The 24,897-nt window shown below is 56.2% G+C and carries 18 protein-coding genes and 1 pseudogene; 10 read left to right on the top strand and 9 right to left on the bottom strand.

Annotated features, from left to right (window positions below):
* The first annotated feature begins 18 nt into the window (after window positions 1-18).
* Window positions 19-744, top strand: a complete 726-nt coding sequence (gene pyrE / locus AC3B5A_RS01775; protein WP_489798518.1) for an orotate phosphoribosyltransferase — start codon at window positions 19-21, stop codon at window positions 742-744.
* A gap of 168 nt (window positions 745-912) precedes the next feature.
* Here pyrE and AC3B5A_RS01770 read toward each other — a convergent pair whose 3' ends face one another.
* The 5 genes from AC3B5A_RS01770 to AC3B5A_RS01750 form a co-directional block, all read right to left on the bottom strand.
* Window positions 913-1,776: an aldo/keto reductase gene (locus AC3B5A_RS01770; protein WP_489798331.1), complete on the bottom strand. Its 864-nt coding sequence runs from the start codon at window positions 1,774-1,776 to the stop codon at window positions 913-915.
* Between the two features lie 323 nt (window positions 1,777-2,099).
* Entirely contained in the window at window positions 2,100-3,023 is a 924-nt protein-coding gene (locus AC3B5A_RS01765) for a LysR family transcriptional regulator (protein WP_489798329.1), read from the bottom strand.
* Between the two features lie 97 nt (window positions 3,024-3,120).
* Entirely contained in the window at window positions 3,121-3,813 is a 693-nt protein-coding gene (locus tag AC3B5A_RS01760) for an HAD family hydrolase (protein WP_489798328.1), read from the bottom strand.
* A gap of 21 nt (window positions 3,814-3,834) precedes the next feature.
* Complete coding sequence (locus tag AC3B5A_RS01755) at window positions 3,835-5,727, bottom strand: bifunctional ADP-dependent NAD(P)H-hydrate dehydratase/NAD(P)H-hydrate epimerase (protein ID WP_489798326.1); 1,893 nt, start codon at window positions 5,725-5,727, stop codon at window positions 3,835-3,837.
* A 91-nt stretch (window positions 5,728-5,818) separates the two neighbouring features.
* The gene (locus AC3B5A_RS01750; RefSeq protein WP_489798324.1) at window positions 5,819-7,420 is read right to left on the bottom strand and encodes an ABC-F family ATP-binding cassette domain-containing protein; all 1,602 of its coding nucleotides are present in this window, start codon (window positions 7,418-7,420) and stop codon (window positions 5,819-5,821) included.
* A 232-nt stretch (window positions 7,421-7,652) separates the two neighbouring features.
* Here AC3B5A_RS01750 and uvrA point away from each other — a divergent pair, with 232 nt between their 5' ends.
* The 9 genes and pseudogenes from uvrA to AC3B5A_RS01705 all read left to right on the top strand — a co-directional run bounded on the left by uvrA (window position 7,653) and on the right by AC3B5A_RS01705 (window position 19,834).
* A complete protein-coding gene (gene uvrA, locus AC3B5A_RS01745; RefSeq protein ID WP_489798516.1) occupies window positions 7,653-10,598 on the top strand; it encodes an excinuclease ABC subunit UvrA in 2,946 nt (981 codons plus the stop codon).
* A 35-nt stretch (window positions 10,599-10,633) separates the two neighbouring features.
* A complete protein-coding gene (uvrC, locus tag AC3B5A_RS01740) occupies window positions 10,634-12,958 on the top strand; it encodes an excinuclease ABC subunit UvrC (protein WP_489798323.1) in 2,325 nt (774 codons plus the stop codon).
* Window positions 12,959-13,000: 42 nt separating this feature from the next.
* Window positions 13,001-14,035 (top strand): shikimate dehydrogenase family protein, encoded by a 1,035-nt coding sequence (locus tag AC3B5A_RS01735; RefSeq protein WP_489798321.1) that lies wholly within the window; start codon window positions 13,001-13,003, stop codon window positions 14,033-14,035.
* 149 nt (window positions 14,036-14,184) lie between these two features.
* Window positions 14,185-15,045, top strand: a pseudogene (gene rapZ / locus AC3B5A_RS01730) (RNase adapter RapZ); the annotation flags it as partial.
* A gap of 151 nt (window positions 15,046-15,196) precedes the next feature.
* The gene (gene whiA, locus AC3B5A_RS01725) at window positions 15,197-16,147 is read left to right on the top strand and encodes a DNA-binding protein WhiA (protein WP_489798319.1); all 951 of its coding nucleotides are present in this window, start codon (window positions 15,197-15,199) and stop codon (window positions 16,145-16,147) included.
* A 275-nt stretch (window positions 16,148-16,422) separates the two neighbouring features.
* Window positions 16,423-17,628, top strand: coding sequence for a phosphoglycerate kinase (locus tag AC3B5A_RS01720; protein WP_489798318.1), 1,206 nt, complete (start codon window positions 16,423-16,425; stop codon window positions 17,626-17,628).
* A 146-nt stretch (window positions 17,629-17,774) separates the two neighbouring features.
* A complete protein-coding gene (gene tpiA, locus AC3B5A_RS01715) occupies window positions 17,775-18,575 on the top strand; it encodes a triose-phosphate isomerase (protein ID WP_489798316.1) in 801 nt (266 codons plus the stop codon).
* A gap of 193 nt (window positions 18,576-18,768) precedes the next feature.
* A complete protein-coding gene (gene secG, locus AC3B5A_RS01710) occupies window positions 18,769-19,017 on the top strand; it encodes a preprotein translocase subunit SecG (RefSeq protein WP_489798514.1) in 249 nt (82 codons plus the stop codon).
* A gap of 22 nt (window positions 19,018-19,039) precedes the next feature.
* Complete coding sequence (locus AC3B5A_RS01705; RefSeq protein ID WP_489798314.1) at window positions 19,040-19,834, top strand: alpha/beta fold hydrolase; 795 nt, start codon at window positions 19,040-19,042, stop codon at window positions 19,832-19,834.
* Between the two features lie 106 nt (window positions 19,835-19,940).
* Here the strand turns inward: AC3B5A_RS01705 and AC3B5A_RS01700 are convergent, their stop codons facing one another.
* The 4 genes from AC3B5A_RS01700 to tal all read right to left on the bottom strand — a co-directional run bounded on the left by AC3B5A_RS01700 (window position 19,941) and on the right by tal (window position 24,864).
* On the bottom strand, window positions 19,941-20,936 hold the full coding sequence (locus AC3B5A_RS01700; RefSeq protein WP_489798312.1) for a D-2-hydroxyacid dehydrogenase: 996 nt from the start codon (window positions 20,934-20,936) through the stop codon (window positions 19,941-19,943).
* A gap of 9 nt (window positions 20,937-20,945) precedes the next feature.
* Entirely contained in the window at window positions 20,946-22,109 is a 1,164-nt protein-coding gene (locus AC3B5A_RS01695) for an aminotransferase class I/II-fold pyridoxal phosphate-dependent enzyme (protein WP_489798311.1), read from the bottom strand.
* A 43-nt stretch (window positions 22,110-22,152) separates the two neighbouring features.
* On the bottom strand, window positions 22,153-23,205 hold the full coding sequence (locus tag AC3B5A_RS01690) for a PTS sugar transporter subunit IIC (protein ID WP_489798310.1): 1,053 nt from the start codon (window positions 23,203-23,205) through the stop codon (window positions 22,153-22,155).
* Between the two features lie 555 nt (window positions 23,206-23,760).
* Window positions 23,761-24,864 carry a transaldolase gene (gene tal / locus AC3B5A_RS01685; RefSeq protein ID WP_489798308.1) on the bottom strand — a complete coding sequence of 368 codons (1,104 nt, stop codon included), beginning with the start codon at window positions 24,862-24,864 and terminating at the stop codon, window positions 23,761-23,763.
* Window positions 24,865-24,897 lie beyond the last annotated feature (33 nt).

Below are 24,897 nucleotides of genomic sequence, written 5' to 3'. Positions count from 1 at the left end.
ATGATGAATGATGATGTGATGTACAACAGCACACCCGGTGCCGGAACTTCCTCTCCGGTTTCGATCGACGCTCGGTTCACCGAGTTTCTGCTGCGCTCCGGTGCGTTGAAATTTGGTGACTTCACACTGAAATCCGGTCGCCAGTCGCCGTATTTCATCAATGCCGGTGCCTTTGACGACGGCAGCAAAATCGCCACTCTCGGCGCATTCTACGCTGAGAAAATCGCACAGTGCGTTGCTGATGGTACGCTGCCCGGAGGCATCGACACCGTATTTGGACCTGCATATAAAGGTATTCCTCTGGCTGTGTCCACGGCAATGGCAATGGATGCGCACGGTATGCCCATCGGCTACACGTTTGACCGCAAGGAAGCCAAGGATCATGGTGACGGGGGCCTCTTCGTTGGCACGCCGCTGAAGGACGGCATGAAGGTGTTGCTCGTCGACGATGTGATGACAGCTGGCACCGCCGTACACGAGGTCATGGCGAAGATTGCGACCGCGGCCGACGTTGAGGTGGTGGGTCTGGTACTCAGTGTGGATCGCATGGAAAAAACCGGGGACTCGGATATATCCGCCGTTGCCGCGGTGGAACAGGAGTTCGGCTTCCCGGTGCGTGCCATTGCCAATGTGCGCGAACTTTTCGCCGCTGCAAGTGGCATGACCGCTGCGGATGGCACCCCGCTGCTCACGGACAAGACAAGTGAAGCTGCCCGCTCCTACCTGCAACGCTACGGCGCTTGATACCTAGTGCCGAAAACGGTGGTGAATGCCGTTGATTGTGCATTCCGTGAGCACTTTTCAAGGGGAATTAGGATGCAGTGAAATCAGAATCGGCTGATTTCCAACGTTTCCAGAGAGTCGATTTGCATGTTGCTCCTTGAAAAGTGCTCACGGAATGTGATGTGGCCGTTATTTGCCGCTATAGACCGGGAAATTCGTGTATTCGCCGTAGTTGGTCAAAGGCTTGAAGGACATGAGTGTACCCATATCCTCGTCGCTAATAGCGAAGTCGACGTCGGCGTTCTGGCGCATGTGTTCCGGGTCGGCTGTCTTTGGTAGGGCAACGGCGCCGAGCTGCAGGGTGTAGCGGATGCAGAGTTGTGCCGGGCTGACGTGGTAGCGTTCTGCCATGGCGGCGATGTCGGCATCGGCCAGAATGGTGCCATGAGCTATAGGGGAGTAGGCCTCCATGAGCATGCCTTGTGATTTGCAGTAGTCGAAGAGGTCGAGCGGGGTGTTGCCGATGTGCGCGAGCACTTGGTTGACCATGGGCTTGACGGTGCACGCGGAAAGAATGTTGTCGATGTCCGTCCGGCGGAAGTTGGAAACGCCGATGGCGCGTAGTTTACTGTCATTGTAGGCGTTTTCGAGTGCTCTCCATGCCTCGCGATTGCCTTGTGCGTACTCACCTTCACGGAAACTATCCCATGGCTGTGGGCTGTGGATGATCATAAGGTCGATGTAGTCCAGCCCAAGCTGTTCCAGCGACTCGTCGATGGCTTGGCTGGCTGTGTCATAGTCTTTGGCTTCTGCGGCGAGCTTCGTGGTGACGAATATGTCTTCACGTCGAACGCCGCTGTCTTGTATGCCTTGTCCGACGCCATGCTCATTGCCGTATGCCTGTGCGGTGTCAATGTGCCGGTATCCGTTTTGTATCGCCTGGCACGTCGCTTGTCGGGCTTCCTTGTCGTCCATCAGCCATGTGCCAAGGCCGATGTCGGGTATGGTGATGCCGTTGGGCAGCGTGTAGGTTTCGTTCAGGATGGTGTTCATGGTTGCCTTTCTCTACCGCTCTCCGATAAGGGGTGCTGTGCTTGTCATGCTAATGCAGTTCAAGTGCTTGAAGTCAACGTCGCGTTCTGTTGCGAGTCGTGGTGGACGAAGGGTCGTGCGGCGACTGGCAAGTACTGATATGTCGGGCTTGGGGAGATGTGGTGCAGCCAGATGTAAAGGAACAGACCGGTTACGGGGTTGCTGTCTTGGGTGACGTTGCTGCAACTTTATGTATGCATGCATATACATGCATAATAAGTGGATATCGGATGGATATGCAGTGAATAAAAATTCACACGATTCGCATAGACATTGCATACTGTTTATTCGATGATTGCATATCCGTGCTGTTGCAACACTTGCCGCAGCTTTCCCAGGTATGATTGAGCAGCTGAAGAGAGGCTGGCACGCTCATTGGTGATCCACCCCACCAGCATAGTCTCGTCGCTTTCCAAAGGCACAGTGACGATCTTCTCGTTGTTCAAATCGCCGTTGTCGATGCCGCTGCACACCGTATAGGCATTGAGCCCGATGATGAAATTGAGCATGGTGGCGCGGTCGGTCACGTCAATGCGTTTGGGGGAGTAATCGGGACGAACCGCCTCTTCGGCAAAGTAGAAACTGTCATTGTTTCCCTGTTCATACTGCAGGAACGGGTAAGGCTGCAAATCGTCCATGGTCACGCGCTCCTTGCTTGCCAGCGGGTTGTCGCGTGAAATGAAAACGTGCAGCGGGGCGCGGAAGAGCGGGTGGAACTGCACATGCTTGGCGCGCATGAATTTGCCGATCACATCCTTGTTGAAATCGGACAGGTAGAGGATGCCGATCTCCGAGCGTAGCGTGGATACCCGTTCAATGATGTCTCGAGTTCCTGTCTCACGCAAGGTAAATTCGTATTCCTGCGATTGAATGGAATCGATCATGGCCACGAATGCTTCCACAGCGAACATGTAATGCTGCGTGGAGACGCTGCACAGCTGCTTGCGAGGTTTGACGTGCTTATACCTGTCGTCCATCAGAGCGGCCTGGTCGAGCACTTGGCGAGCGTAGGTGAGGAATTCGGCCCCGTCGTCGGTAAGGGAGATGCCTTGAGAAGAACGGGTGAAGATCTCTATGCCCATCTCGTGCTCGAGTTCGCGCACCGACGAGCTCAACGCCGGCTGGGAGATGTAGAGCTCGTGGGACGCTTCGTTCATGGAACCGCATTCGGCGATGGTGACGATATATTTGAGTTGCAGCAGAGTCATAACTGGATTCTATAGCATCAGAAGCAACCTTGGGCGCCAAACCGCCGTTTATGAACGCTTTTGCACCGTCTGCCCTATAGATATGAGTTATATCCTGTCAGAACTCAAGACCCATGTCATGCAATGCCGTCCTGGCCTGCGGTTGCGAGGTGAAGAGGCGGGCGTGGATGCCGAGCGCCGAAGCGGCACCGACATTGTTCGCGTTGTCGTCGAGAAACGCGGTGCCGCCGGCCGTGAGACCGTACCGGGACAGTGCCAGTTCGAAGATGTCGGCGTTTGGCTTGTGCATATGCTCGACGCCGGAAACCACTGTTCCGTCCAGCAGCTCCTCGATCTGCGGGAACTTCTCATGCACGTAGTGGAATGTCTCGCTCGACCAGTTCGTCAAGCCCCACACCCCGTATCCGGCCGCTTTGAGATCGCGCACCAGTTGTTCCATGCCGTACACCATACCTGCCATGGCGTCATCGTAATGTTCGACGTAGTAGCGGAACACCTCGGCCATCTCGGCACCGAACTCGGCACGGTAGTCCTTGAGCACATCGGCGATGAGTTCGCCGGCGTCCATGCGGTCCTCATACTCGTAGAATCCGTACGCGTTATGCTCGGTGCCGAGACGGTCCAGCACCTCGGGCGGGCAATGACCCTCCAGGCACGCCCGATAGTCGATGTGTATGAGCACGCCGCCGAAGTCGAAAATCACATCGTTGACCGGCGCGTGCGGTTCGGTGTGCGACGGTGGAGTGGGGGTATCGCTGTGAAGCGAGTGTAGTGACGATGGTGTTGCCATGATGGTCCTTTCAACGAGCGTTCAATGCAACAGAGAGCCGATGATGTGGGGGATGGGGGCAATCAGGTCGGATGCTGTGATGGGATGTCCCAGCGGTCCTGAGTGGTGTAGATCCTGCGGCTCTGGAGATTGGGCGCTCACGACGAGCGGCGGCCGCCAGCCGCATTGATTGCCACCGCTGGCCTGCCCGGCTGCCAGCCCGTGGAGTCGGCTGGCGGCAGCAGCGACAAGGGCGATATGCTCTGGATGGTCACGCCATGCTGCCTCATCCTGCTGTGCCAGCAATGCGCCGAGGATACCCGCCAGCACATCGCCTGAACCAGCCGTTGCCAGCCAAGCCGGACCGTTGCCTGCAGTAAGCGTCACCGTGCCTGCATCATCAGTCGTATTCTCGCCAGCTGCGTCAGACTGGACGTTGAGGTCTGAAGGGACGTTGCGCTCTGTAGTCGGCCCGACGACTACGGTAATCGCCCCCTTCAGAAGTACTGTGGCACCAGTCAGCACCTGAGCTTTACGTGCCCAATACCATGGCCGGGCAATGATGTCGTCCACGCCTGCCGATTCTCCGCGAAGAGACAGCAATCGCGCCAGTTCGCCGGTATGCGGGGTCAGCACGACTTGGGGCGGTACACGGTCGGGCAGCAAATCCAACGCTCCGGCATCCACCACCAAAGCCGGCATGGCATATGCTTCCTGCACGTGTGGTGAGCCGGCGGACGCATCGTAATGCTTCAGCAATGCCGCAAGAGTCACACGCTCAGGCTCCATGCCCTGCGCATGCTCGGCGTCAGGTACACCGGAACCGGCCACCCATGCCTGCACATGTCCTTTGCCGACCACTGCCTCGGGCAATGCGTCCAACACGCGTTCGGCCACAGAAGACGGTCCCACATAGCGCACCATGCCTATGTTGGAAGCCGCTGCTGCGCGGCAACCCAGCACGGCGGCACCGGGGTAACGTTGCGAACCGGTCATCATCCCAGCAGCACCTCGGCTGTATTTGGAGTCCGAGGCAAACGGCCGGCGTAACACCTGTGACAGCAAATCATCGTTCATCACGGTTACGGCGCACGGCATGGCATCCAGATCAAATCCAAAATCGGCCAGCACCAAGGTGCCGCACGCTTCTGACGCGGGGGGTAACACCGCACACGGTTTCATGGCACCGCACATAACCGTCACATCGGCAGGCATGTAGTCTCCCGGCAGCGCCCCGTCATCAACGCTAACGCCGGAAGGCACGTCGACCGCCAAGATCAACGGGGAAGAAGCGTCGAGTGCCGAAAGCGGACGTCGACCAGAGCAAACGGATGGTGAGTGCCGCTGATTCGTACTGCCTTGTGGTGCTCCGCTATGGTGCTGGACCATGGTGCGGCACAGCGTTGCCGCCACTCCTCTCAATGCACCGCGAGCGCCGATTCCGGTCATGGCATCGATTACCATGTCGGCATGCGTCATCATGTCCAAGGCCATTTCCAAGCGCTCGCCGGCCTCACCGGCACTGAATCCACTTGCTGCTCCGGGAATCGTGGATTGCGCGTCTAGTACCAGCAGTTGGCCGCCGGCATGGGTGAATGCCAACAGGCCTGCCATATGCAAGGAGCGACCTGTGGCGATAGTGGTGACGGAAGCGCCATGTCGCGCCAATTGAGCACCTGCGAACAGGCCGTCGCCTCCGTTGTCTCCAGCACCGGCCAATACCACGATATTGGCGCGCTCCGGCACCACATCACGTTCAGCCAGCATCTGTGCGGCTACGTGGGCAACCGTCGATGCAGCCATGCGCATCAACGGCATGCCACGCTCCAGTAGGGGCTGCTCCATACGTCTCACTGTGTGCGAAGTGTATGCGTGGTGGCGCAGTGCATCCATGTGCCGCCCATCTGCGCGATCATGCGCCGATTCCTGAGCCATGCGCCCCTCCTTCTGTCATCATGCCGAGAGCGTCGGCGTCTTGTTGCAAGCGCCGCCTATAGCGTCGACGTTTGTGCGGCAGGGTGCGCGTCTACTCTTCAGCAACCAATTCAAGATATTCGTCGTTCCACAAATCCTCGTCACCGTCAGGCATAAGCAGCACACGCTCCGGGTTCAGCGCCTCCACCGCGCCTTCATCGTGAGTAACCAGGATGATAGCACCCTCATACTTGGCTATGGCCTTCAAAATCTCGTCTCGCGAAGCCGGATCAAGGTTGTTTGTCGGTTCGTCCAACAGCAGCACATTGGCACGTGAGGTAACCAGCGTGGCCAAAGCCAGACGCGTCTTCTCGCCGCCGGAAAGCACCTTCGCCGGTTTCATCGCATCGTCGCCGGAGAAGAGGAAACTGCCCAAGATGGAACGAGCGTGCGTATCATCCAAATCGGGGGCCACATGCTGCAGATTCTCCAATACGCTCGATTCGAGATCCAACGTATCGTGTTCCTGGGCAAAATAACCGATCTTGCAGCCATGCCCATACTCCACCTCACCGGTATCGGCCTGCTCCTCACCGGCGAGAATACGCAGTGTGGTGGTCTTGCCGGCACCGTTATAGCCCAGGATAACCACACGTGACCCTTTATCTATCGCCAAGTCAATGCCCGAGAAAATGATGTTCGAGCCATATGCCTTGGAAATGCCCTTGGCCATGATGGGAGTGCGTCCGCATGGGGCCGGCTCGGGGAAACGAATATCGGCCACCTTCTCCTGTGTCTGAGCCTCGCTCGTGTTCTCCAACAAACGTTCCGCACGGCGCATCATATTCTGAGCGGCCACTGCCTTGGTGGCCTTGGCGTGCAAACGAATGCCCTGCTTCATAAGGCGGTCGGCTTTCTTCTGCGCAACCTCGCGTTCGCGGCGGCGACGTTCCTCATCCACCACACGCTGGTGCAGATACGCCTTCCAGCCCAGAGAATACATGTCTATCTGGCCGGTCTGCGCGTCCAAATGCCACACCTTGTTCACCACTTCGTCCAGCAGCTCCGTGGAGTGGGAGATCACCAGGAACCCACCCTCGAAACGCTTCAGATAGCTGCGCAGCCATTCAATGGAATCGGCATCCAAGTGATTCGTAGGCTCATCAAGAATCAACGTGTCAGCGTCGGAGAACAGAATACGAGCCAGCTCTATACGGCGGCGCTGCCCACCAGAAAGCGTGCCCAGCGGCTGCTGCATCACTTCCTGTGGCAACCCCAAGCTCGACGCCATGGAGATGGCCTCGGACTGTGCCGCATAACCGCCGGCCTTGTCAAACGCCTGCATGGCCTTGTCATACTTGTCCATTGCCTTTTCCATGACCTTCACGTCAGGACTGGTCATATCCTTCTCGGCCTTACGCATACGCTTGATGATGCTGGCAATATCCCGCGCACTCATCATGCGGTCCAACGCAGACTGCTCGGGGTCGGCCGCATGCGTGTCCTGTGGCAAATACCCCAACTCGCCAGTGATGCGTACCTTGCCGCCGGAAGGCAGCAAATCTCCGGTAATGACACGTGTCAGCGTGGTTTTGCCGGCACCGTTACGTCCCACCAAACCAATCTTGTCACCCTTGGCCACATGGAAGTCAGTGGGGTTAAGCAGCGTGCGCGCCCCGATCTGAATCTCCAACTGCTGCCCCTCGATTGCCATGCGCTCCGCCCTCATCAATATCGCTAAAAGCCGGGCAATACACCCAGCGTTGAAATGGTTATGGTTGTCACCCCATCATAGCGACACGTGTACCGAAATCGAACAATTGTTCGAACCCATTCGCTATACTGAAACCCTCAACGGAACACTCAAACGTCCGGAGGACGGCATGGCAACGGATTCAACGGAACTCACCGAACGCGGCACAAGCGAAGCTGCAGCGCGCAAAATCATGGACGGCGACACCTTCCTGTCACAAGAAATCGCCAAAGCCCCCCTGCGCTCGCAGAACGGTTCGCTCGTGGCGGACATCTCCCACATACCCAGCGACCTGAAAATCACCATCCAAGGCGCTCGCGAGCACAATCTGAAGAATGTCAACATCGCTGTTCCGCGCAGTCGTATGGTCGTGTTCACCGGTCTGTCTGGTTCCGGCAAATCGTCACTGGCGTTCGACACGCTGTTCGCCGAAGGGCAGCGGCGCTATGTTGAGTCATTGAGCGCCTACGCCCGTCAGTTCCTGGGGCAGATGGACAAGCCTGATGTGGACTTTATCGAAGGTCTGAGCCCAGCGGTCTCAATCGACCAGAAGACCACGAATCGCAATCCGCGTTCGACGGTGGGAACCATCACGGAGATTTATGACTACCTGCGTCTGCTGTTTGCTCGCACCGGTGTGCCGCACTGCCCTGAATGCGGTGCACTCGTCAGTGCGCAGACGCCTCAGCAGATGGTCGATGCGCTCATGAAGAATCCGGAAAAGACGCGATTCCAGGTGTTGGCACCAGTTGTTCGTGGCCGTAAGGGGGAATTCGAGGACTTGCTGGAACTGCTGCGTGGCGACGGCTATGCGCGTGCCCTCATCGACGGTGAGATGAGGCAGCTTTCCGACGAAATCAAGCTGACCAAGCAGAAAAAGCACACCATAGAGGTGGTGGTTGATCGTCTGGCGGTCAAGGAAGGTATGCGTCAGCGTCTCACCGATTCCATCGAGACAGCACTGCGCTTGGCCAAAGGCATTGTGGTCATCGACTACGTAGATAAGGACGACAAAGACCCACAGCGTCGACAGCCGTTCTCCGAGAAGCGTTCCTGCCCCAACGGGCACCAGCTGGAACTCGATGAGATCGAGCCTCGCACATTCTCCTTCAACGCTCCATACGGTGCTTGCCCTGACTGCACCGGCATCGGTTACAGCTTGGAAATCGATCCCGAACTCGTGATTCCGGACCCAAGCAAGTCGCTCAACGACAACGCCATCGAGCCGTGGGGTATGACCAAAGGCACCGGTGACTATTATCGGCACGTGCTCGAAGGTCTGGCCAAAGAGATGGACTTTAGCCTTGACACCCCTTGGAAAGACTTGTCCGAGGACGTACGCCATGCCGTGATGTACGGTCATGATTTTGAAGTGCAGGTGTCGTATCGTAACCGTTGGGGCCGTATGCGCGAATACAGCACCGGGTTCGAAGGGGTGGTACGTACGCTCAAGCGTCGCCACGACGAAACCGAATCCGATCAGATGAAGCTCTACTACGAGTCCTATATGCGTGAGGTGCCGTGTCAGGCCTGCGCGGGCAAGCGTCTACGGCCGGAAGTGCTTGCCGTCACGGTAAACGACAAGTCCATCGCCGACGTGTGTGACATGTCGGTGCACACGAGCCTGGAGTGGGTCAAGAACCTCAATCTCGAAGGTGCCGCCGCGCAGATTGCAGGAGAAGTGCTCAAAGAGATTCGTGCACGTCTTGGCTTCCTCAACGATGTCGGTTTGAACTATCTGACACTCTCGCGAGCTGCGAAAACGCTTTCAGGCGGTGAAGCGCAGCGTATTCGTCTGGCAACGCAAATCGGTTCCGGCCTGGTGGGCGTCATGTATGTACTCGACGAGCCTTCCATCGGTTTGCATCAGCGTGACAACGAACGTCTCATCAAGACGCTTCACCACCTGCGTGACTTGGGCAATACACTTATCGTAGTCGAGCATGATCAGGAGACCATCGAAAAAGCCGACTGGCTGGTTGATATTGGTCCGGGCGCCGGTGAAAGCGGCGGAGAGGTCATCTACTCCGGCCCGGCCGCGCACATCGTAGATGCTTCCCGTTCGGTTACCGGAGACTACATAGCCGGTCGTCGCCAGATAGCCGTTCCGGAGCAGCGACGCAGCATCGATAAGACGCGTGAACTGAAAATCGTGGGCGCTAGGGAGAACAACCTCAAGAACCTCAACGTGTCTATACCGCTTGGTGTGATGACCTGCATTACCGGTGTGTCCGGTTCCGGCAAGTCAACGCTGATCAATCAGATTCTGTATCCATCGTTGGCAGACAAGCTTAACGGCGCCCGTATTGTGCCCGGCAAGCACACCCGCATCGAAGGCATTGACCAGTGCGACAAGGTGATTCACGTCGACCAGAATCCGATCGGCCGCACCCCGCGTTCCAATCCGGCCACCTACACCGGTGTGTGGGACAAGATTCGTCAACTGTTCGCCAAAACTCCCGAAGCCCAAGTGCGAGGCTATGGGCCCGGACGCTTTTCCTTCAATGTCAAAGGCGGGCGTTGTGAGGCATGCCATGGTGACGGCACGATCAAAATCGAAATGAACTTCCTGCCGGATGTGTACGTGCAGTGCGAGGAATGCCATGGTCAGCGTTACAACCGTGAGACGCTGGAAGTCAAGTACAACGGGAAAACCGTGGCGGACGTGCTCAACATGCCCATCGAAGAGGCAGCCGAGTTCTTCAAGGCCTACACTTCCATCTCCCGGTACCTCAACACCTTGGTCGATGTCGGATTGGGTTATATTCGCCTGGGGCAGCCTGCCACCACGCTCTCCGGCGGTGAGTCCCAGCGCGTCAAACTGGCCACCGAACTGCAACGCCGCTCCACCGGGAAAACGGTGTACATTCTCGACGAGCCGACCACCGGTCTACACTTCGAGGATGTTCGCAAACTGTTGCAGGTGCTGCAAAGCTTGGTGGACAAGGGGAACACGGTCATTGTTATCGAGCACAATCTGGATGTGGTGAAAGCCGCTGATTGGATCATTGACCTCGGTCCCGAAGGCGGTGAAGGCGGCGGTACTATTGTGGCGCAAGGTACCCCGGAGAAGGTGTCCAAGAATGAGGCGAGCTGGACCGGCAAATATTTGAAACCACTGTTGGAACCTCAACGGTGACAGTGACGGTGGCAGAGACAGGAGAGCGGTAAGACATGGTAGAGACGGGACAGGAAAGAGACTCGGGGCAGTGGCGCAAGACACAACGCCAGCTGGGGGACTCTCGCGACCTGTTCCGTCCTCGAACCAGTGACATTCCCACCGATCCCGGTGTATACAAATGGCGTGATGGCAACGGACGCGTCATTTATGTAGGTAAGGCTAAGAACCTGCGCAACAGGCTCACATTCTATTTTCAGCCGCTGTCCCAGCTTCACCCGCGTACGCAGAACATGGTACTTACCGCACGCAGTCTCGAATGGACGGTGGTGGGTACTGAACTCGAAGCGCTCACGCTCGAATACACATGGATCAAGGAATTCGACCCGCGGTTCAACGTTGTATTCAAAGATGACAAAACATATCCATACTTAGCGGTGTCACTCGGAGAAAAGGTGCCGCGCGTATGGATCACCCGTAACCGCAAACGGCGTGACACAAGGTATTTCGGCCCCTACGCAAAGGTGTGGGATTTGCGGCACAGCCTTGACAAGCTGCTCAAGACCTTTCCTGTACGCACCTGTTCGCCAACTGCCTTTCACCGGGCGCAGATGACGAATAGGCCTTGCCTGCTGGCTTCCATCGGCAAATGTTCTGCGCCATGCGTAGCCAGAATCGATGAGCAAGAGCATCGGCGCATGTGCGAGCAGCTGGTTGGTGTACTCACCGGGCGGCTCGGCAAAACCTATATTGCCGGTCTCACACGGGAGATGAAACAGGCCAGCAATGAGATGGAGTTCGAGAAGGCGGCTCGGTTGCGCGACCAGATAGCCATGCTCAAAACGGTCTCCGAACAGAACGCGGTGGTCTTGGAACAAGATACCGATGCTGACGTGTTTGGCTTTGAGGCAGACGAACTCGAAGCGTCCGTACATGCATTCTTCGTTCGTGCAGGTTCCATCCGAGGAGAGCGTAACTGGAGTGTGGAACGTGTGGAAGATATTGACGATGCCAGCCTCATCGCAGACCTCATCGTTCAAGTGTATTCGGATGTGATGAATCAGTCTCGCGACGAACAGGCAAAAGACGTACACTCCTTTGACGATGCCGTGTCCATAGAAGAGAAACGCGATGCCATCGCCCATACGCAGCATCTGACCGCCACCGACAGCGTTTCAAGAGCCCAAGCCACGCGTGAACGTCGTGAACGACAAGTGCAGACCGGCCGTGGAGACCTTCTGGCGCCTGTTGCGCCGATACCTCGCGAAGTGCTGGTTCCCATCGAACCGGATCGCAAAAACGAGCTTGAAACGTGGTTGTCAGGTCTGCGCGGTGCCGCCGTCACCATCCGCGTCCCCAGTCGTGGCGAGAAGCGGACTTTGCAGGAGCGCGCGAACAACAACGCCAAACTGGCGTTGCAACGTAGCAAAATGAGCCGTATCAGCGACATAGGGGCTCGCACACAGGCCATGAACGATGTCGCCAAGGCGCTGGGGTTAAGCGAAGCGCCGCTGCGTATCGAAGGTTACGACATCTCCAACACCATCGGAGGCATCTACCAGGTGGCATCCATGGTTGTATTCGAGGACGGCATCGCCAAAAAGTCCGAATACCGACGTTTTGCCATCCGCGGCAACGACGGCAAGGGGGCGCTCGACGATCTGAGTGCGGTGTATGAGACGTTGACCAGACGTTTCAAACACGGCAACATCGCCGGTGACTCTGGAGAAAGCATCGACAACGAGCGACGTATTCAGGCAGCACGGGAGTCTCAAGCATCCTTGATATCGACGAGTGCCGAAGACAAGCCCAGCGGGGACGCGCGGCATGAAAAAACCGCGAGTTCCGACAGTCGTGTCGCGTCGTCAACGGAAATCGACGAGACGCAAATCGTGCAGCAGAACACCACATCGCATCATTTTGCCTATAAGCCCAACCTCATCGTGGTCGATGGCGGCAAACCGCAGGTTGAGGCGGTAGCGCGCGCACTGCACGACTGTGGCGTGGACGATGTGGCGGTCTGCGGTCTGGCTAAACGTCTCGAGGAGGTATGGGTGCCGGACGATGACTATCCCATCATCCTCAAACGGCAGTCCGAAGGCATGTACTTACTGCAACGAGTACGTGACGAATCCCATCGTTTCGCCATTACCTATCATCGTAATTCCAGAAGAAAGGGAGCGTTGCGTTCAGCACTCGATGACATTCCCGGCGTGGGTGAAGCATTCCAGAAACGGTTGCTGTCCAAATTCGGCTCCCTCAAAGCCATTCGAGCAGCGAGCGTGGAGGAACTCCAGCAGGTGAAGGGTGTCGGAGAGCACAAGGCCGAAGCTATTTTTGAAGCGCTGCACAGCGGCGACGAGGCTGCTCCACAGGGGTGATGCTTCGCGTCGGCTAGTATGGCCGTAGAGAATGGAGTGAGAATGACAGTCGTACATCATCATTGTGCGGTATTGGGCAAGCCGATTTCGCATTCGTTATCGCCGGTGTTGCACATGGCGGCGTATCGTGAGCTCGGCCTTGATGACTGGGAGTACATGCGGCAAGAAGTCGATGAACGCGATCTCGAAAGGTTCCTGAACGGCTTGGATCCTTCATGGCGCGGGCTCAGTCTCACCATGCCGCTCAAACGGACGATTCAACCATACGGCACACCACAAGACCAATGGTCAAAAAGACTTATGGTTTCTAATACAGCGATATTAAACTGGTCGCAGCAATCGAAAATGCCCAGTGTTGATCTCTATAACACTGATGTCAACGGCATCGTAATGGCGTTTCGTCACGCATGGTCTGAGTGCGGTGCAGTCCTATGGTCATCTCATTGCAAACAGCAAGATGAGAAATCGTCGAATTCGGCAGACTTCAGCTACTCTGACGGCAACGAATGCGTGCAAGGCAACGAGACACGCACCACGGGAAGAGACGGTGCCCATGCTGTGATACTGGGCAACGGGAACACCGCGCTTTCGGCTCTGGCGGCCTGCACTCAGTTGCAGATTCCTGGTATTGGTCCGGTTGACCAAGTCACGGTCTGCGCGCGCCGGCCTAAAACCGGTGATGCGTTGGAACAACTGGCGCTCCAATCCGAGCATCAGCTGCGCTATCGGTGTATCCCCTTGAACGACGCGATTCCCGCTTTACTGCGTGCGGATATCGTCATAAGCACGCTGCCCGCCCATGCGGCAGACGACTTGGCTGTGGATTTACTACAAGCTGATCGGCCTGTTGGCGCAAGGGGTAGAGACGTACCTGCGGCGTTGCTGGACGTAGTTTATAAGCCGAACCCAAGTTTGCTGCTGCAATCATGGGGTAAACTGGACGGATATAGCATAGGCGGCCAAGAGATGTTACTGTACCAAGCGCTGGAACAGGTGGCACTGATGACGGCATGCAGTTCGTCGTGCATGGCGAGGTTGGAGCAAGCCATGCGCCGAGCACTTGAGGAGAGTATATGAACGATCAGAACCAGAGGGCACTGCGCCAGGCGCAAGGCGATAACGACGGCAATAACAATGCAAAAGAGCAAGGCGACGTTTCGACTAATCATGAGGATTTTTCTTCAGCAGCTCAGATTCATCGCGAAGATCATCAGTCTTCGAACGAATTCGAAGTGATGCTCATTACGGGTATGAGTGGTGCCGGTCGTTCTCATGCAGCTGATTGCGTAGAGGATATGGGCTGGTATGTGGTCGACAATCTGCCGCCCAAGCTGCTGGTGCCGTTGGTGGACATGATGACCTCATCGGGTTCGAAAGTGCATAAGCTGGCGGCGGTCATAGACGTGCGGTCCCGCAGCTACTTCGACGATCTTTCCGCAGTGATCAGCCATCTTGACGACCTGGGCGTGCGCACGCGCATTCTGTTCCTTGATGCCAGCAACGAGGTGCTGGTGAAACGTTACGAATCAGTGCGCCGACCGCACCCGTTGCAGCACGGGAACCGTCTTATCGATGGCATTTTAGAGGAACGCGATTTGTTGGCCAGTCTGGAGAAGCGTGCCGACACGGTTATCGATACCTCAAATCTCAGCATTCACCAGCTTTCTACCCAATTGTACGAAGCATTGCTGGGGGAGGGGCCATCCACCGTAGCCGTTCACATTTTCAGCTTCGGGTTCAAATATGGGATTCCGCTGGATGCTGATTTTGTGGCAGATGTGAGGTTTTTGCCTAACCCGTATTGGGTGCCGAGTTTGCGAGAATTGACCGGTCTTGATACTCCCGTGAGTGATTATGTTCTCGGTGACGAAAGTGCCGAAAAGTTCTTGGATGCGTACGAGCAAGCGATGATGGTGGCCATTAACGGTTATGCACGTGAAGACAAGCATTTTGTTACTATTGCTGTAGGTTGCACGGGCGGACAGCATCGTTCTGTGGCGATGAGCGAGGCTCTGGCGCAACGGTTGAGAGCAAGAGGGCTTTCCGTTACCGTATCGGCACGTGAACTGCACAAGATCAATCGGTAATGCGCAATTTGTACGAGGCTTTGCAAATTTGGTCAGAACGCGTAATTTTGTCCAAGTCATTCTGTATCACAGAGAATCGTGGCAGAACATGAGTGGACTCATTCGGTAGCCGGTCAATAAGTGAGCAATTTGGGAAGTAGGAGGTTGGGCTTTGGCTCTTCTCACAGACGTCAAAACTGAACTGGCATCGATTCAAGCCGAACTGCCGGCTGCGACTATCGCGCAGGCCGCAGCGATGATGCGATTCGGCGGAGGGTTGCGTCCAGTCAACAACCAAGCGGTTATCAGAGCCCAGTTTGACTCATTGGAAGCGGCGGAATGGCTGAGAACCGTCATCAGCAGTGCCTTTGGACGTGAGGCCAACCTCAACCGGATTTCCAGGCAAACACCTAACGGTGTGGTGCAGCGCTTCGATTTGATTGTGGAACGTGGAGCCACGGCTCTCGCTTTGCAGACCGGTCTGCTTGATCGTCGCATGCATTTGGTCAAGGGTCTTCCAGCAGAAGTGGTGAGCGGCAACATCGCTCAGATCAAAGCTGCATGGCGAGGTGCTTTCCTGGCTCGTGGCACCATCTCCGATCCAGGCAAAGCCAGTTATCTGGAAATCGTGTGCCCGACTCCCGAAGCAGCCAAGGCGCTGCAAGGCGCTGCAAGGAGGCTTGGCATTACTGCCCAGACACGCCGGTTGCGCAGCTCGGAGAGGGTGACGCTGCGTGATCCCGATGCCATTGAGCGCATGCTCAATCTGATGGGCGCACCACGTTCGGCTAGGGAATGGACCGGTAAACGTTCCGATGGCGAGGCCAGAGGTAAAGCGAATCGTCTGGCGAACTTCGATGATGCGAATATGCGTCGCAGTGCCAAGGCTGCAGCTGAGGCCACGCAGAAGGTTCATCATGCCTTCGAGATTTTGGGCGATGAAGTTCCAGACAACCTGAAAGCCGCTGGTGAGCTGCGCCTCAACCATACAGATGCCAGCTTGGAGGAATTGGGACGGCTCGCCGATCCGCCAATCACCAAGGATGCCATTGCAGGCCGCATACGCCGGTTGCTGCAGTTGGCGGACAAGGTTGAAGCTGCGCGTAAGCAGGATGCTGAGTAATCGAGGGATGCAAGAGTAGATTCATCGCGAAGATTTGTTGCAATAGATGGTGGCATAGCGTCAACGCATAAGAGATGCATGCTACAGTTGCTCTAACTAGACGAAGCGCATTGCCTTGTCTGTTCACTTCACCCGTACTTGCCTATAGAGGCAGCGCGGGTGAAGTTTTTGTTCGTTCGCCCTTGTACACTCTAAGGTAATGCGCGCTTTGCGGCAGTACTCTTTATCTCTGCTCGGCGGTAGTGGCTGGGCGAGGCCTTAGGGAAAGGAAACTCATGAAAACGCTGAATGATCTTGGAGACCTGACGGGCAAGAAGGTGCTGGTGCGCGCCGACTTCAACGTGCCGCTCGACGGTACTACCATCACCGATGACGGCCGCATCAAGGCAGCTCTGCCGACCATCGAAGAGCTGCGTAACCAAGGTGCCAAGGTCATCCTGATGGCGCACCTCGGCCGCCCGAAGGGTTCAGTCGTTCCCGAGCTCTCGCTCGCTCCTGTGGCCAAGCGCCTCGGTGAACTGCTCGGTGCGGACGTCACCCTTGCCGACGACACTTACGGTGCCGATGCCCAAGCCAAGGTCGCTGCCATGAACGACGGTGACGTGGTCATGCTTCAGAACGTGCGCTTCAACCCCGAAGAAACCAGCAAGGATGCCGATGAGCGTGCGGCATATGCCAAGAAGATCGCTGATCTGGGCGATGTGTTCGTCTCCGACGGATTCGGCGTGGTGCACCGCGCACAGGGTTCCGATTACGATGTTGCTTCGTTCCTGCCCAGCGCCGCCGGCAAACTCATCGAGAAGGAAGTGAACGCACTGTCTCGCGCCACTCAGTCTCCTGAGCGCCCCTTCACGGTTGTGCTCGGCGGTTCCAAGGTATCTGACAAGCTTGGTGTCATCGAGAACCTGCTCGACAAGGCCGACCGTCTTGTCATTGGCGGCGGCATGGTGTTCACCTTCCTCAAGGCGCAAGGCTATGAGGTCGGCACTTCACTGCTCGAAGAGGATCAGGTCGAGAAGGTCAAGGGCTACATCAAGACCGCCGAGGCCAATGGCGTCGAGCTGGTGCTGCCGACCGACGTGGTCGTCAACGCAGGGTTCCCGGCAGGAGACACCCCTATCAACCCCGAAGTGGTGCCTGCAGATGGCATTCCCGCCGACAAGATGGGTCTTGACATCGGGCCGGAGTCCAGCAAGCTCTTCCACGACAAGATTGTCGACTCGAAGACCGTGGTGTGGAACGGACCCATGGGTGTTTTCGAAGTCAAGCAGTTCGAAGACGGTACCAAGGCTGTGGCTCAGGGCCTTGTCGATGCCACCAAGGCCGGTGCGTTCACGATCGTGGGCGGCGGTGACTCCGCCTCGGCAGTACGTCACCTCGGCTTCTCCGATGAAGAGTTCTCGCACATTTCCACAGGCGGCGGCGCTTCCCTCGAATTCCTTGAGGGCAAGGAACTGCCGGGTCTGAAAGTGCTTGAGTAGTCGAAAACATTCGCTACTATGATGCTGTTCACGGCCTTATGACCGGTGAAATAAGCGATTGATTGGTGCGGGCAGGTTCTTCGGGCCTGCCCGCACTGTGTATACGCTCCTGCCGACTGATTGGCACGAGCAGTTGGGGGAATGGCATGACGTCAACGCGCACACCTCTGGTGGCAGGGAATTGGAAGATGAATTTCGACCATCTCGAAGCCACATATTTCGTGCAGAAGTTTGCATGGCTGCTGCGTGACGCACGTTTTGATTTCAATCGCTGCGACGTGGCACTGTTCCCTTCATTCACGTCGTTGCGCAGCGTCCAGGTGCTGGTGGAGACCGACCGGTTGAAAATACGTTATGGAGCACAAGCGGTTTCCGTCACCGATCAAGGCGCGTTCACCGGGGATGTCTCGGCCGATATGCTTGCGCGGCTGGGCTGTTCGTATGTGATTATCGGGCATTCGGAACGGCGTAAATACCATCCTGAAGACGACGCTAACATCGTAGACCAAGTGAGGGCAGTGCTCACCGCCGGCATGCAACCGATTCTGTGTGTCGGTGAGAGTCTCGAGGAACGGCGCCAGGGAATAGAGCTCGATTATGCAGTCGGTCAGGTGCACGATGTGACACGCGACCTCTCGGATGAAGAGGCTTCGCGGCTGATCATCGCCTATGAGCCGGTATGGGCCATCGGCACGGGCATGGTGGCCACACCGGATTCCGCGCAAGATGCCGCGCACGCAATCCGCGCCGATTTGTCCTCAATGTTCGGTGACCAAGTATGCCAATCGGTGCGTATTCTTTACGGAGGTTCAGTGACTTCGAAGAATGCAGTGGAAATTCTCAGCCAGCAGGATGTCGATGGTTTCCTCATCGGGGGGGCGTCGCTCGATGCCGACGAGCTGGCCACCATCTGCAGACTCGCCGCCAAGACCGGCAATGGTGCGTGACGCCGAGTCTATGTAATGCTTTAGCTTGTTAGTGCAGCAGAGGCAGTGGCAGTGGCTAAGGCAAGAGTGTGTGGCATGATGCTGCTGTCGCGCTGAGTGCAGTTGTCCTCGCGGTTATGATTGCAGTTGTTGGCCCATTACGGTAGCATACATACCAGTATTGTTTCATTATGGAGGTTCGCCCGTGTCAGCTATGGCCATTGTTGCGCTTGTTCTGAAAATTATCCTCGCGGTGTCCAGCATCTTTCTCATTCTGCTGATTCTCATGCACCGAGGCAAGGGCGGCGGCTTGTCCGACATGTTCGGCGGCGGGCTCACCAAGAACGCCGGTACTTCTGGCGTTGCCGAGAAGAATCTGAACCGCTGGACGATTATCATCGCGCTGGTGTGGGTTGCCATCATCATCGCTCTTGGCCTGATGACCAAGTACAAACTCATCTGATTAGGTAGGTTCTTCAGCCGATATGACATCTGTTGAGCCGAAGCCCAATATCGTAGTACAAGGCCACGGTATTCCTGTCATCATGCTGCACGGCATGGGATTGGATTATCGTGGTCTTCTGCTGCTCGATGACGCGTTCCCAGAAGGAATACAGCGTATCTACATCGACCTACCGGGGCACGGGAGGACCCCGGCGCTGCCGGCACCCGGTGGGCTGCAGGAGATGGCAGTCTGGACACTCAACGCAGTGCGTGACATCGTGGGGGAGCATCCGTTCGCATTACTTGGAAACTCCATGGGTGGTGCCATCGCGCGTTATATCCTCTCTCAAGTGCCAGAACAGGTCTGCGGCATTGCTTTGATTGCTTCTGTGGTTGACCCGGTCAAGTCACATCGTCATGTGGCACAGCACGTGGTGAGTGATCCTAATCCCAAACTGACGGAAAAGCTGCAAAGCGAGCAGCTCATCGAATTCCTGCAGATGGGTGTCAATCAGTCGTTTGAGGCGTGGCGTCGGTATCAGCGCTATGTACTTCCCGGCACCAAACTCTACGACCACGAGGCGGGTTTGCGTCTTGACAGCCACTATTGGCTAGACGAGATGCCTGAGCAACGCCTGGGCACATATCAAGGTCCCGCGCTTATCGTTACCGGTAAGCAAGACCAGGTGGTGGGATATGAAGACCATAAAATGCTGCTGAACTATTATCCGAATGCCGGATACCATGTCGTCGATCCGGCGGGGCACAACATCCATATCGATCAACCGGAAGCAGTCAAGGAACTGGTAGGCGATTGGGCGGCAAAGCTGCTGTAACGATTATGGATCGCGCTGTGACACTAGACAACAGTATGGTTATCTAGTGTCACAGCGCTTTTGACTGTTTTATATTTCAGTTGTTTTATATCTCTGCTGTCTGGTTCTATTCAACGACCTCGTGGTATCCGGTCTCATGGTTGAGGATCTTCAACGTATCATCCAGTGCAATTTCCACCATGTTCTTAACCGCCACATCCGTATCGAAACCAATATGCGGGCTTAACGTAACATTATCGAGTGCCAACAACTGGTCGATATAAGGGTTGGGCTGGTGGCTTTCGGTGAAGTCTTTGCTGAAGATGCCCGCTTCGTTCTCTACCGTATCGATGCCTGCGGCGGCGATACGATGATGCTGCAAGGCGTCGATGAGTGCTGGCGTATCCACTACCGCTCCACGAGAGGCGTTGATGAGTATGGCGCTTGGTTTCATCAAGGCCAAAGCGCTGGCGTCGATGAGATGATGCGTTGTCGGGAGTAACGGCGTGTGAAGCGTGACGATATCCGCTGTGCGGTAGACGGTCTCATGGTCGGTATAAGTCAACACGCTGTTCAGTTCGGGGCGGTAGACCGGATCGGCAGCGATGACGGTAGCTCCCAAAGCTCTGAATACACGAGCCACTTCGCTACCTATCTTGCCGGCGCCGATGATACCGACCGTCAACTGGTGAATCTCACGCGCCATCAGCCCTTCCCAGCGAAAGTCCCCATGTTGCTCGTTCGCAGTGGCCGTATTCAGGTGGCGCAGCAACCACATGGTGTGTGCCAGCACTAATTCGGACACCGAACGAGGGGAATATGCCGGCACATTGGTTATGGTCAGACCGTGTGCGTGGGCTTCTGGAAGATCGACGATCTCATATCCGGTGGTACGTAGGGAGATTTGCTGGATGCCCAGTTCTTGCAGTCGCGCATACACCGCCGGGTCGATCGGATTGTCCTGCTGGAGCAGCACACCATCGTAGCCTTCGGCTTGATCCACGGTATCGGGCGTGAGCTCATCCTTGTTGGTGGTGAGTGTGATATCCGGATGGCTATGCTGCCATGTGTCGACCACTGTTTGTTCGTCGTCCATGATGTTGAACAGAATAAGTTTGGTCATGATGTACTCCTATAGGTTGAGTGATGCGAAACCGTTGACGGCTTGTTCCAATGAGGACAAGGGTTGCGTGGCGGCAAGCCGGACAAACCCTCGTCCTGCTTCGCCGAACGCCTGACCGGGAATGACCAGCACGCCTTGCTGCTCCAGCAGTGTGTCGCTGAAGGCGATGTCGTCCAAACCGCTGCCACTGATATTGGCAAACAGGTAGATGCTGCCAAGCGAGGGCATAAGGGAGATCCACGGAATCTGGGCCAATTGTTCGGACAGATAGGTCAGGCGTTCCTCGAAAGTATGTTGGAGCGGCGGTATGATCTCGTCGATGTGGTCCATGCCGTAACCTCCTGCACACTGTGCCATACTTGGCGCGGTGTAGCATACACCTTCGTTGAGCAGACCCACGGCTGTGATTACCGGTTCTGGGCCAAGAACGTATCCGCAGCGGAATCCGGTCATGGCGAATACTTTGGAGAGCGAACCGAGCACAATGGTGCGTTCCGGTGCCAGATTCTCCAACGGGATATAGGTGTTGTCGCCGAACGCGTAAGGCCAGTAAACTTGATCTGAGATGATGTACAGGTCATGTTTACGAGCAATAGAGACGATGGAATCGAGAGTGGACTGATTGTATACGGCACCCGTAGGGTTGTTCGGACTGTTGACGACGATGGCCTTGGTGGATGCCGTGATAGCCTGTTCCAGATCCTCGCTCTGAGGCTGGAAATCATGGTCCATAGTGCAGTTCACAAAAACTGGTTTAGCATGCCATGCTTCAACCTGTACCTTATATGGCGAGAAATAGGGGGAGGGGATAATGACTTCGTCTCCAGGGTCGAGCAGGGCACCCAACGTCAAGTACAGGGAGTGGGTGGCTCCCGCGGTGGCCCAGATGTTTTCCATGCCGTAGTGCTGACCAAACTTTCGGCGGTGCATCTCCAGTATGGATGTCAGGTATGCCGGGTCTCCATTGGACGCGGTGTAGTGTGTTTTACCGTCGTCCAAGGCTTGTTTGGTCGCCTTGAGCAATGCCGGAGGGGTATCAAGATCTGGGTCTCCGATAGACAGGTCGACCACGTCGGTCATCAGTGCTGCTGTCTTGCCTATTTGAGCCATGATGTTGGTTGGTGCTTGCTGGAAGAGTTTGGCTATGGGTTTCATGCGTGTATTGCCTTTCATGAATGCGGGTATGGGGTGGATTCGGTATGCGCGCGAATGCGTATCACACTGTCAGATCGACTTTCCAATCGTCCTGATTGTAGAGCTTTGGGAACTTTCTGATGATGAAATAGGTGACAAGCGAGTAAATGATTGGCAGGATGAAGTAAATCAGTGCCAGCAGGATGATTTTGGTGACCAGTGGGCCTTCCATATAGGTGTATGAGTTAATGGGGCCGACGGGCTGACCAAATCCGGCACACTCGGGGCTTGATTGCATACCGATAAAGGAGTCGGTGAACCCGGTGAGCGCGCCGACGATGGCGATGGGTAGCAGCATCCGAGGATGCTTGATGAAGTTGGCAAGCATCATCTTCACGCCGCCCCAGAACATGGCTGCGGATACTCCAAGACCGTTGGAAGCGTAGGTGGCGACGGCCACCATCATGAAGCATGATGTCACACCTACCGATGCGGCTCCGCCCGCCAATCCGGTAATGCCGATGGCATAGGCCAGTCCCACCGTAGAGAGCGGTGTGGCGATAATGACAGCGAACGACATGGCGATGAGTGTGCAGAGCAGCATTGGTTGCAGCGTTGTGAACAGATTCAGCACGTTACCTACGGCCATGGAAATCATGTGCACATACTGGTAGGTCCACATGCCGAACGGGCCGATGAGAGACGCGCACACGATGGGCTCAACGATGACGGAGAACGTACCGACATACTGGCGAATCAGGAAGATCACCGCGATGGCGAGCGCTATGATGAGAATGGTATTGATGAGGTCACCCATACCTAGTAGCGTCCAGGTGTCGTTCTCGTATTTTACGGCACCGCTACCTGCTACTGCGGCCAGTGCCACGCTGGCTTTTTCGACCATGCTGAATTTGAACTGGTTGGCAGCAAGCACTGCGGACATAGCTGGTACGAAGTAGATGCCCATGTTTGAAGCCGTGTTCACGGCATTCCAGAACGCGCTGTGTTCGGCGAGTCCTGTGATGAAGGGGGAGATGATGGCTCCTGGTGTCACTGCTACCACGATGGCCATGGCGACTCCTGACAGGAGTTTGTTCCAGAATTCGCCAAATTTGTATTGTGTAAGTTCCTGCATAATGTTCTCCGGTGCGGTATGACGTTTGATGAATGATCTTGCTGTTAGGACTGATGGTGACGATGGCAACGTCGTCGTATATCCGGAAGGAACGAGCTGCGATGATGTACCGATATCGGGGTGTGACTCATAGGTATGCCAATCTCTGATAAGAAACTAAAAACAGGGAAAACTGGTAGTATCTGGGCGATAATTCAATAATAAAAGAGAGAGGTTATTATCGTCGTCGTTGCAGGGATAAAGCGTGAATGTGCGCGTGATGGTTGCCGTTCATGCGATCCCCTTTCCTGAGAGTGAACTAATAAGGAACAGTGTATAACATTCGGGAGACGTAATATTTATTCGTGCCAATAGCGTGTTGGTTTCCGCTTAAACAAGCGATTTCTACGGCGCGTCGCCGGCAAGTATTGAGGAGGGAACTTTAGTAATGAATATTGTGACTCGAACAAACAAAACCCCTGCACTTCATCCAACCAGAGCAGCTTCAGCTGTGTCGGTTTGGGATTCTGTGCAGGGGTTAAGGGTGATTTGCTACCGGCTCATGCAGGCATTGAATCAGGCATTCACGCGGTCGATGCCGGCCTGGGTGTCGGAGAGTACCGAGTCCCAAGACTTGATGAACGCGGCCACGCCGTCGGCTTCGAGCTTGTCGGTGACATCCTTGATGCTGATACCCAGCTCGGCGAGCTTGTCCATGACGGCCTTGCTCTCCTCGTAGGTGCCCTCAATGCTGGGCTTGCCATCACCGTGATCTGCCAGTGCGTCGAGCGTCTTGGCCGGCATGGTGTTGACCACATCGGGAGCCACGAGCTCGTCGACATACTTGCAGTCGGAGTAGGCAGGGTTCTTGGTACCGGTGGAGGCGAAGAGCGGGCGCTGCTTCTTGGCACCCTTGGCTTCGAGATCGGCCCAACGAGGATCGTCGGCGAACTTCTGCTCGAAGAGCTGGTAGGCCAGACGAGCATTGGCTACAGCAGCCTTGCCTTCAAGAGCCTTGGCTTCGTCGGAGCCGTTGGCTTCGAGGAGCTTGTCGACAGCGCCGTCCACGCGGGAGACGAAGAAGGAAGCCACAGAGCCCATGTGCTTCAGGTCGTGACCGTTCTTATCGGCCTGCACCATGCCGTCGATGTATGCGTCGATGACCTGCTCATAGCGCTCGAGTGAGAAGATGAGGGTCACGTTGACGGAGATGCCCTTGGAGAGGGTCTCGGTGATGGCCGGCAGGCCTTCGAGCGTGGCCGGGATCTTGATCATGGCGTTGGGGCGGTCCACCTTGGCCCACAGTTCCTCGGCCTGCTTGGCGGTCTTCTCTGTCTCATGCGCCAGGCGGGGATCCACCTCGATGGAGACGCGACCGTTGACGAAGTCGCTCTGCTCGGCTACCTCACGGAAGATGTCGGTGGCGTTGCGCACGTCGGTGGTGGTGAGCTCGCGCACGGCGGTCTCAACGTCCACACGGCCGAGCTGCTTGAGCTGCTCGTCGTAAGGTCCGACCTGGCTCAGAGCCTTCTGGAAGATGGAAGGATTGGTGGTAACGCCGACCACGTTCTTGTTGACGATGAGGTCTTGGAGCGAGCCAGACTCGATGCGTGTGCGGTCGAGGTCGTCGAGCCAGATGGAAACGCCGGAATCGCTGGTGCGCTGCGTTGCTTCAGTCATGTTTTTCTCCTTATGTTCCAAAATTTTTGGAAG

It is taken from the genome of Bifidobacterium sp. ESL1133, assembly GCF_058107325.1.
Note: the sequence above shows the minus strand (reverse complement) of the source record. Positions and strands in the feature narration are given on the sequence as shown.

Bases quoted from the DNA above. Each gene is read 5' to 3' on its own strand.
- pyrE (WP_489798518.1), top strand. From the start codon at position 19: ATGTACAACAGCACACCCGGTGCCGGAACTTCCTCTCCGGTTTCGATC.
- AC3B5A_RS01770 (WP_489798331.1), bottom strand. From the start codon at position 1,776: ATGAACACCATCCTGAACGAAACCTACACGCTGCCCAACGGCATCACC.
- AC3B5A_RS01765 (WP_489798329.1), bottom strand. From the start codon at position 3,023: ATGACTCTGCTGCAACTCAAATATATCGTCACCATCGCCGAATGCGGT.
- AC3B5A_RS01760 (WP_489798328.1), bottom strand. From the start codon at position 3,813: ATGGCAACACCATCGTCACTACACTCGCTTCACAGCGATACCCCCACT.
- AC3B5A_RS01755 (WP_489798326.1), bottom strand. From the start codon at position 5,727: ATGGCTCAGGAATCGGCGCATGATCGCGCAGATGGGCGGCACATGGAT.
- AC3B5A_RS01750 (WP_489798324.1), bottom strand. From the start codon at position 7,420: ATGGCAATCGAGGGGCAGCAGTTGGAGATTCAGATCGGGGCGCGCACG.
- uvrA (WP_489798516.1), top strand. From the start codon at position 7,653: ATGGACGGCGACACCTTCCTGTCACAAGAAATCGCCAAAGCCCCCCTG.
- uvrC (WP_489798323.1), top strand. From the start codon at position 10,634: ATGGTAGAGACGGGACAGGAAAGAGACTCGGGGCAGTGGCGCAAGACA.
- AC3B5A_RS01735 (WP_489798321.1), top strand. From the start codon at position 13,001: ATGACAGTCGTACATCATCATTGTGCGGTATTGGGCAAGCCGATTTCG.
- AC3B5A_RS01720 (WP_489798318.1), top strand. From the start codon at position 16,423: ATGAAAACGCTGAATGATCTTGGAGACCTGACGGGCAAGAAGGTGCTG.
- tpiA (WP_489798316.1), top strand. From the start codon at position 17,775: ATGACGTCAACGCGCACACCTCTGGTGGCAGGGAATTGGAAGATGAAT.
- secG (WP_489798514.1), top strand. From the start codon at position 18,769: ATGGCCATTGTTGCGCTTGTTCTGAAAATTATCCTCGCGGTGTCCAGC.
- AC3B5A_RS01705 (WP_489798314.1), top strand. From the start codon at position 19,040: ATGACATCTGTTGAGCCGAAGCCCAATATCGTAGTACAAGGCCACGGT.
- AC3B5A_RS01700 (WP_489798312.1), bottom strand. From the start codon at position 20,936: ATGACCAAACTTATTCTGTTCAACATCATGGACGACGAACAAACAGTG.
- AC3B5A_RS01695 (WP_489798311.1), bottom strand. From the start codon at position 22,109: ATGAAAGGCAATACACGCATGAAACCCATAGCCAAACTCTTCCAGCAA.
- AC3B5A_RS01690 (WP_489798310.1), bottom strand. From the start codon at position 23,205: ATGCAGGAACTTACACAATACAAATTTGGCGAATTCTGGAACAAACTC.
- tal (WP_489798308.1), bottom strand. From the start codon at position 24,864: ATGACTGAAGCAACGCAGCGCACCAGCGATTCCGGCGTTTCCATCTGG.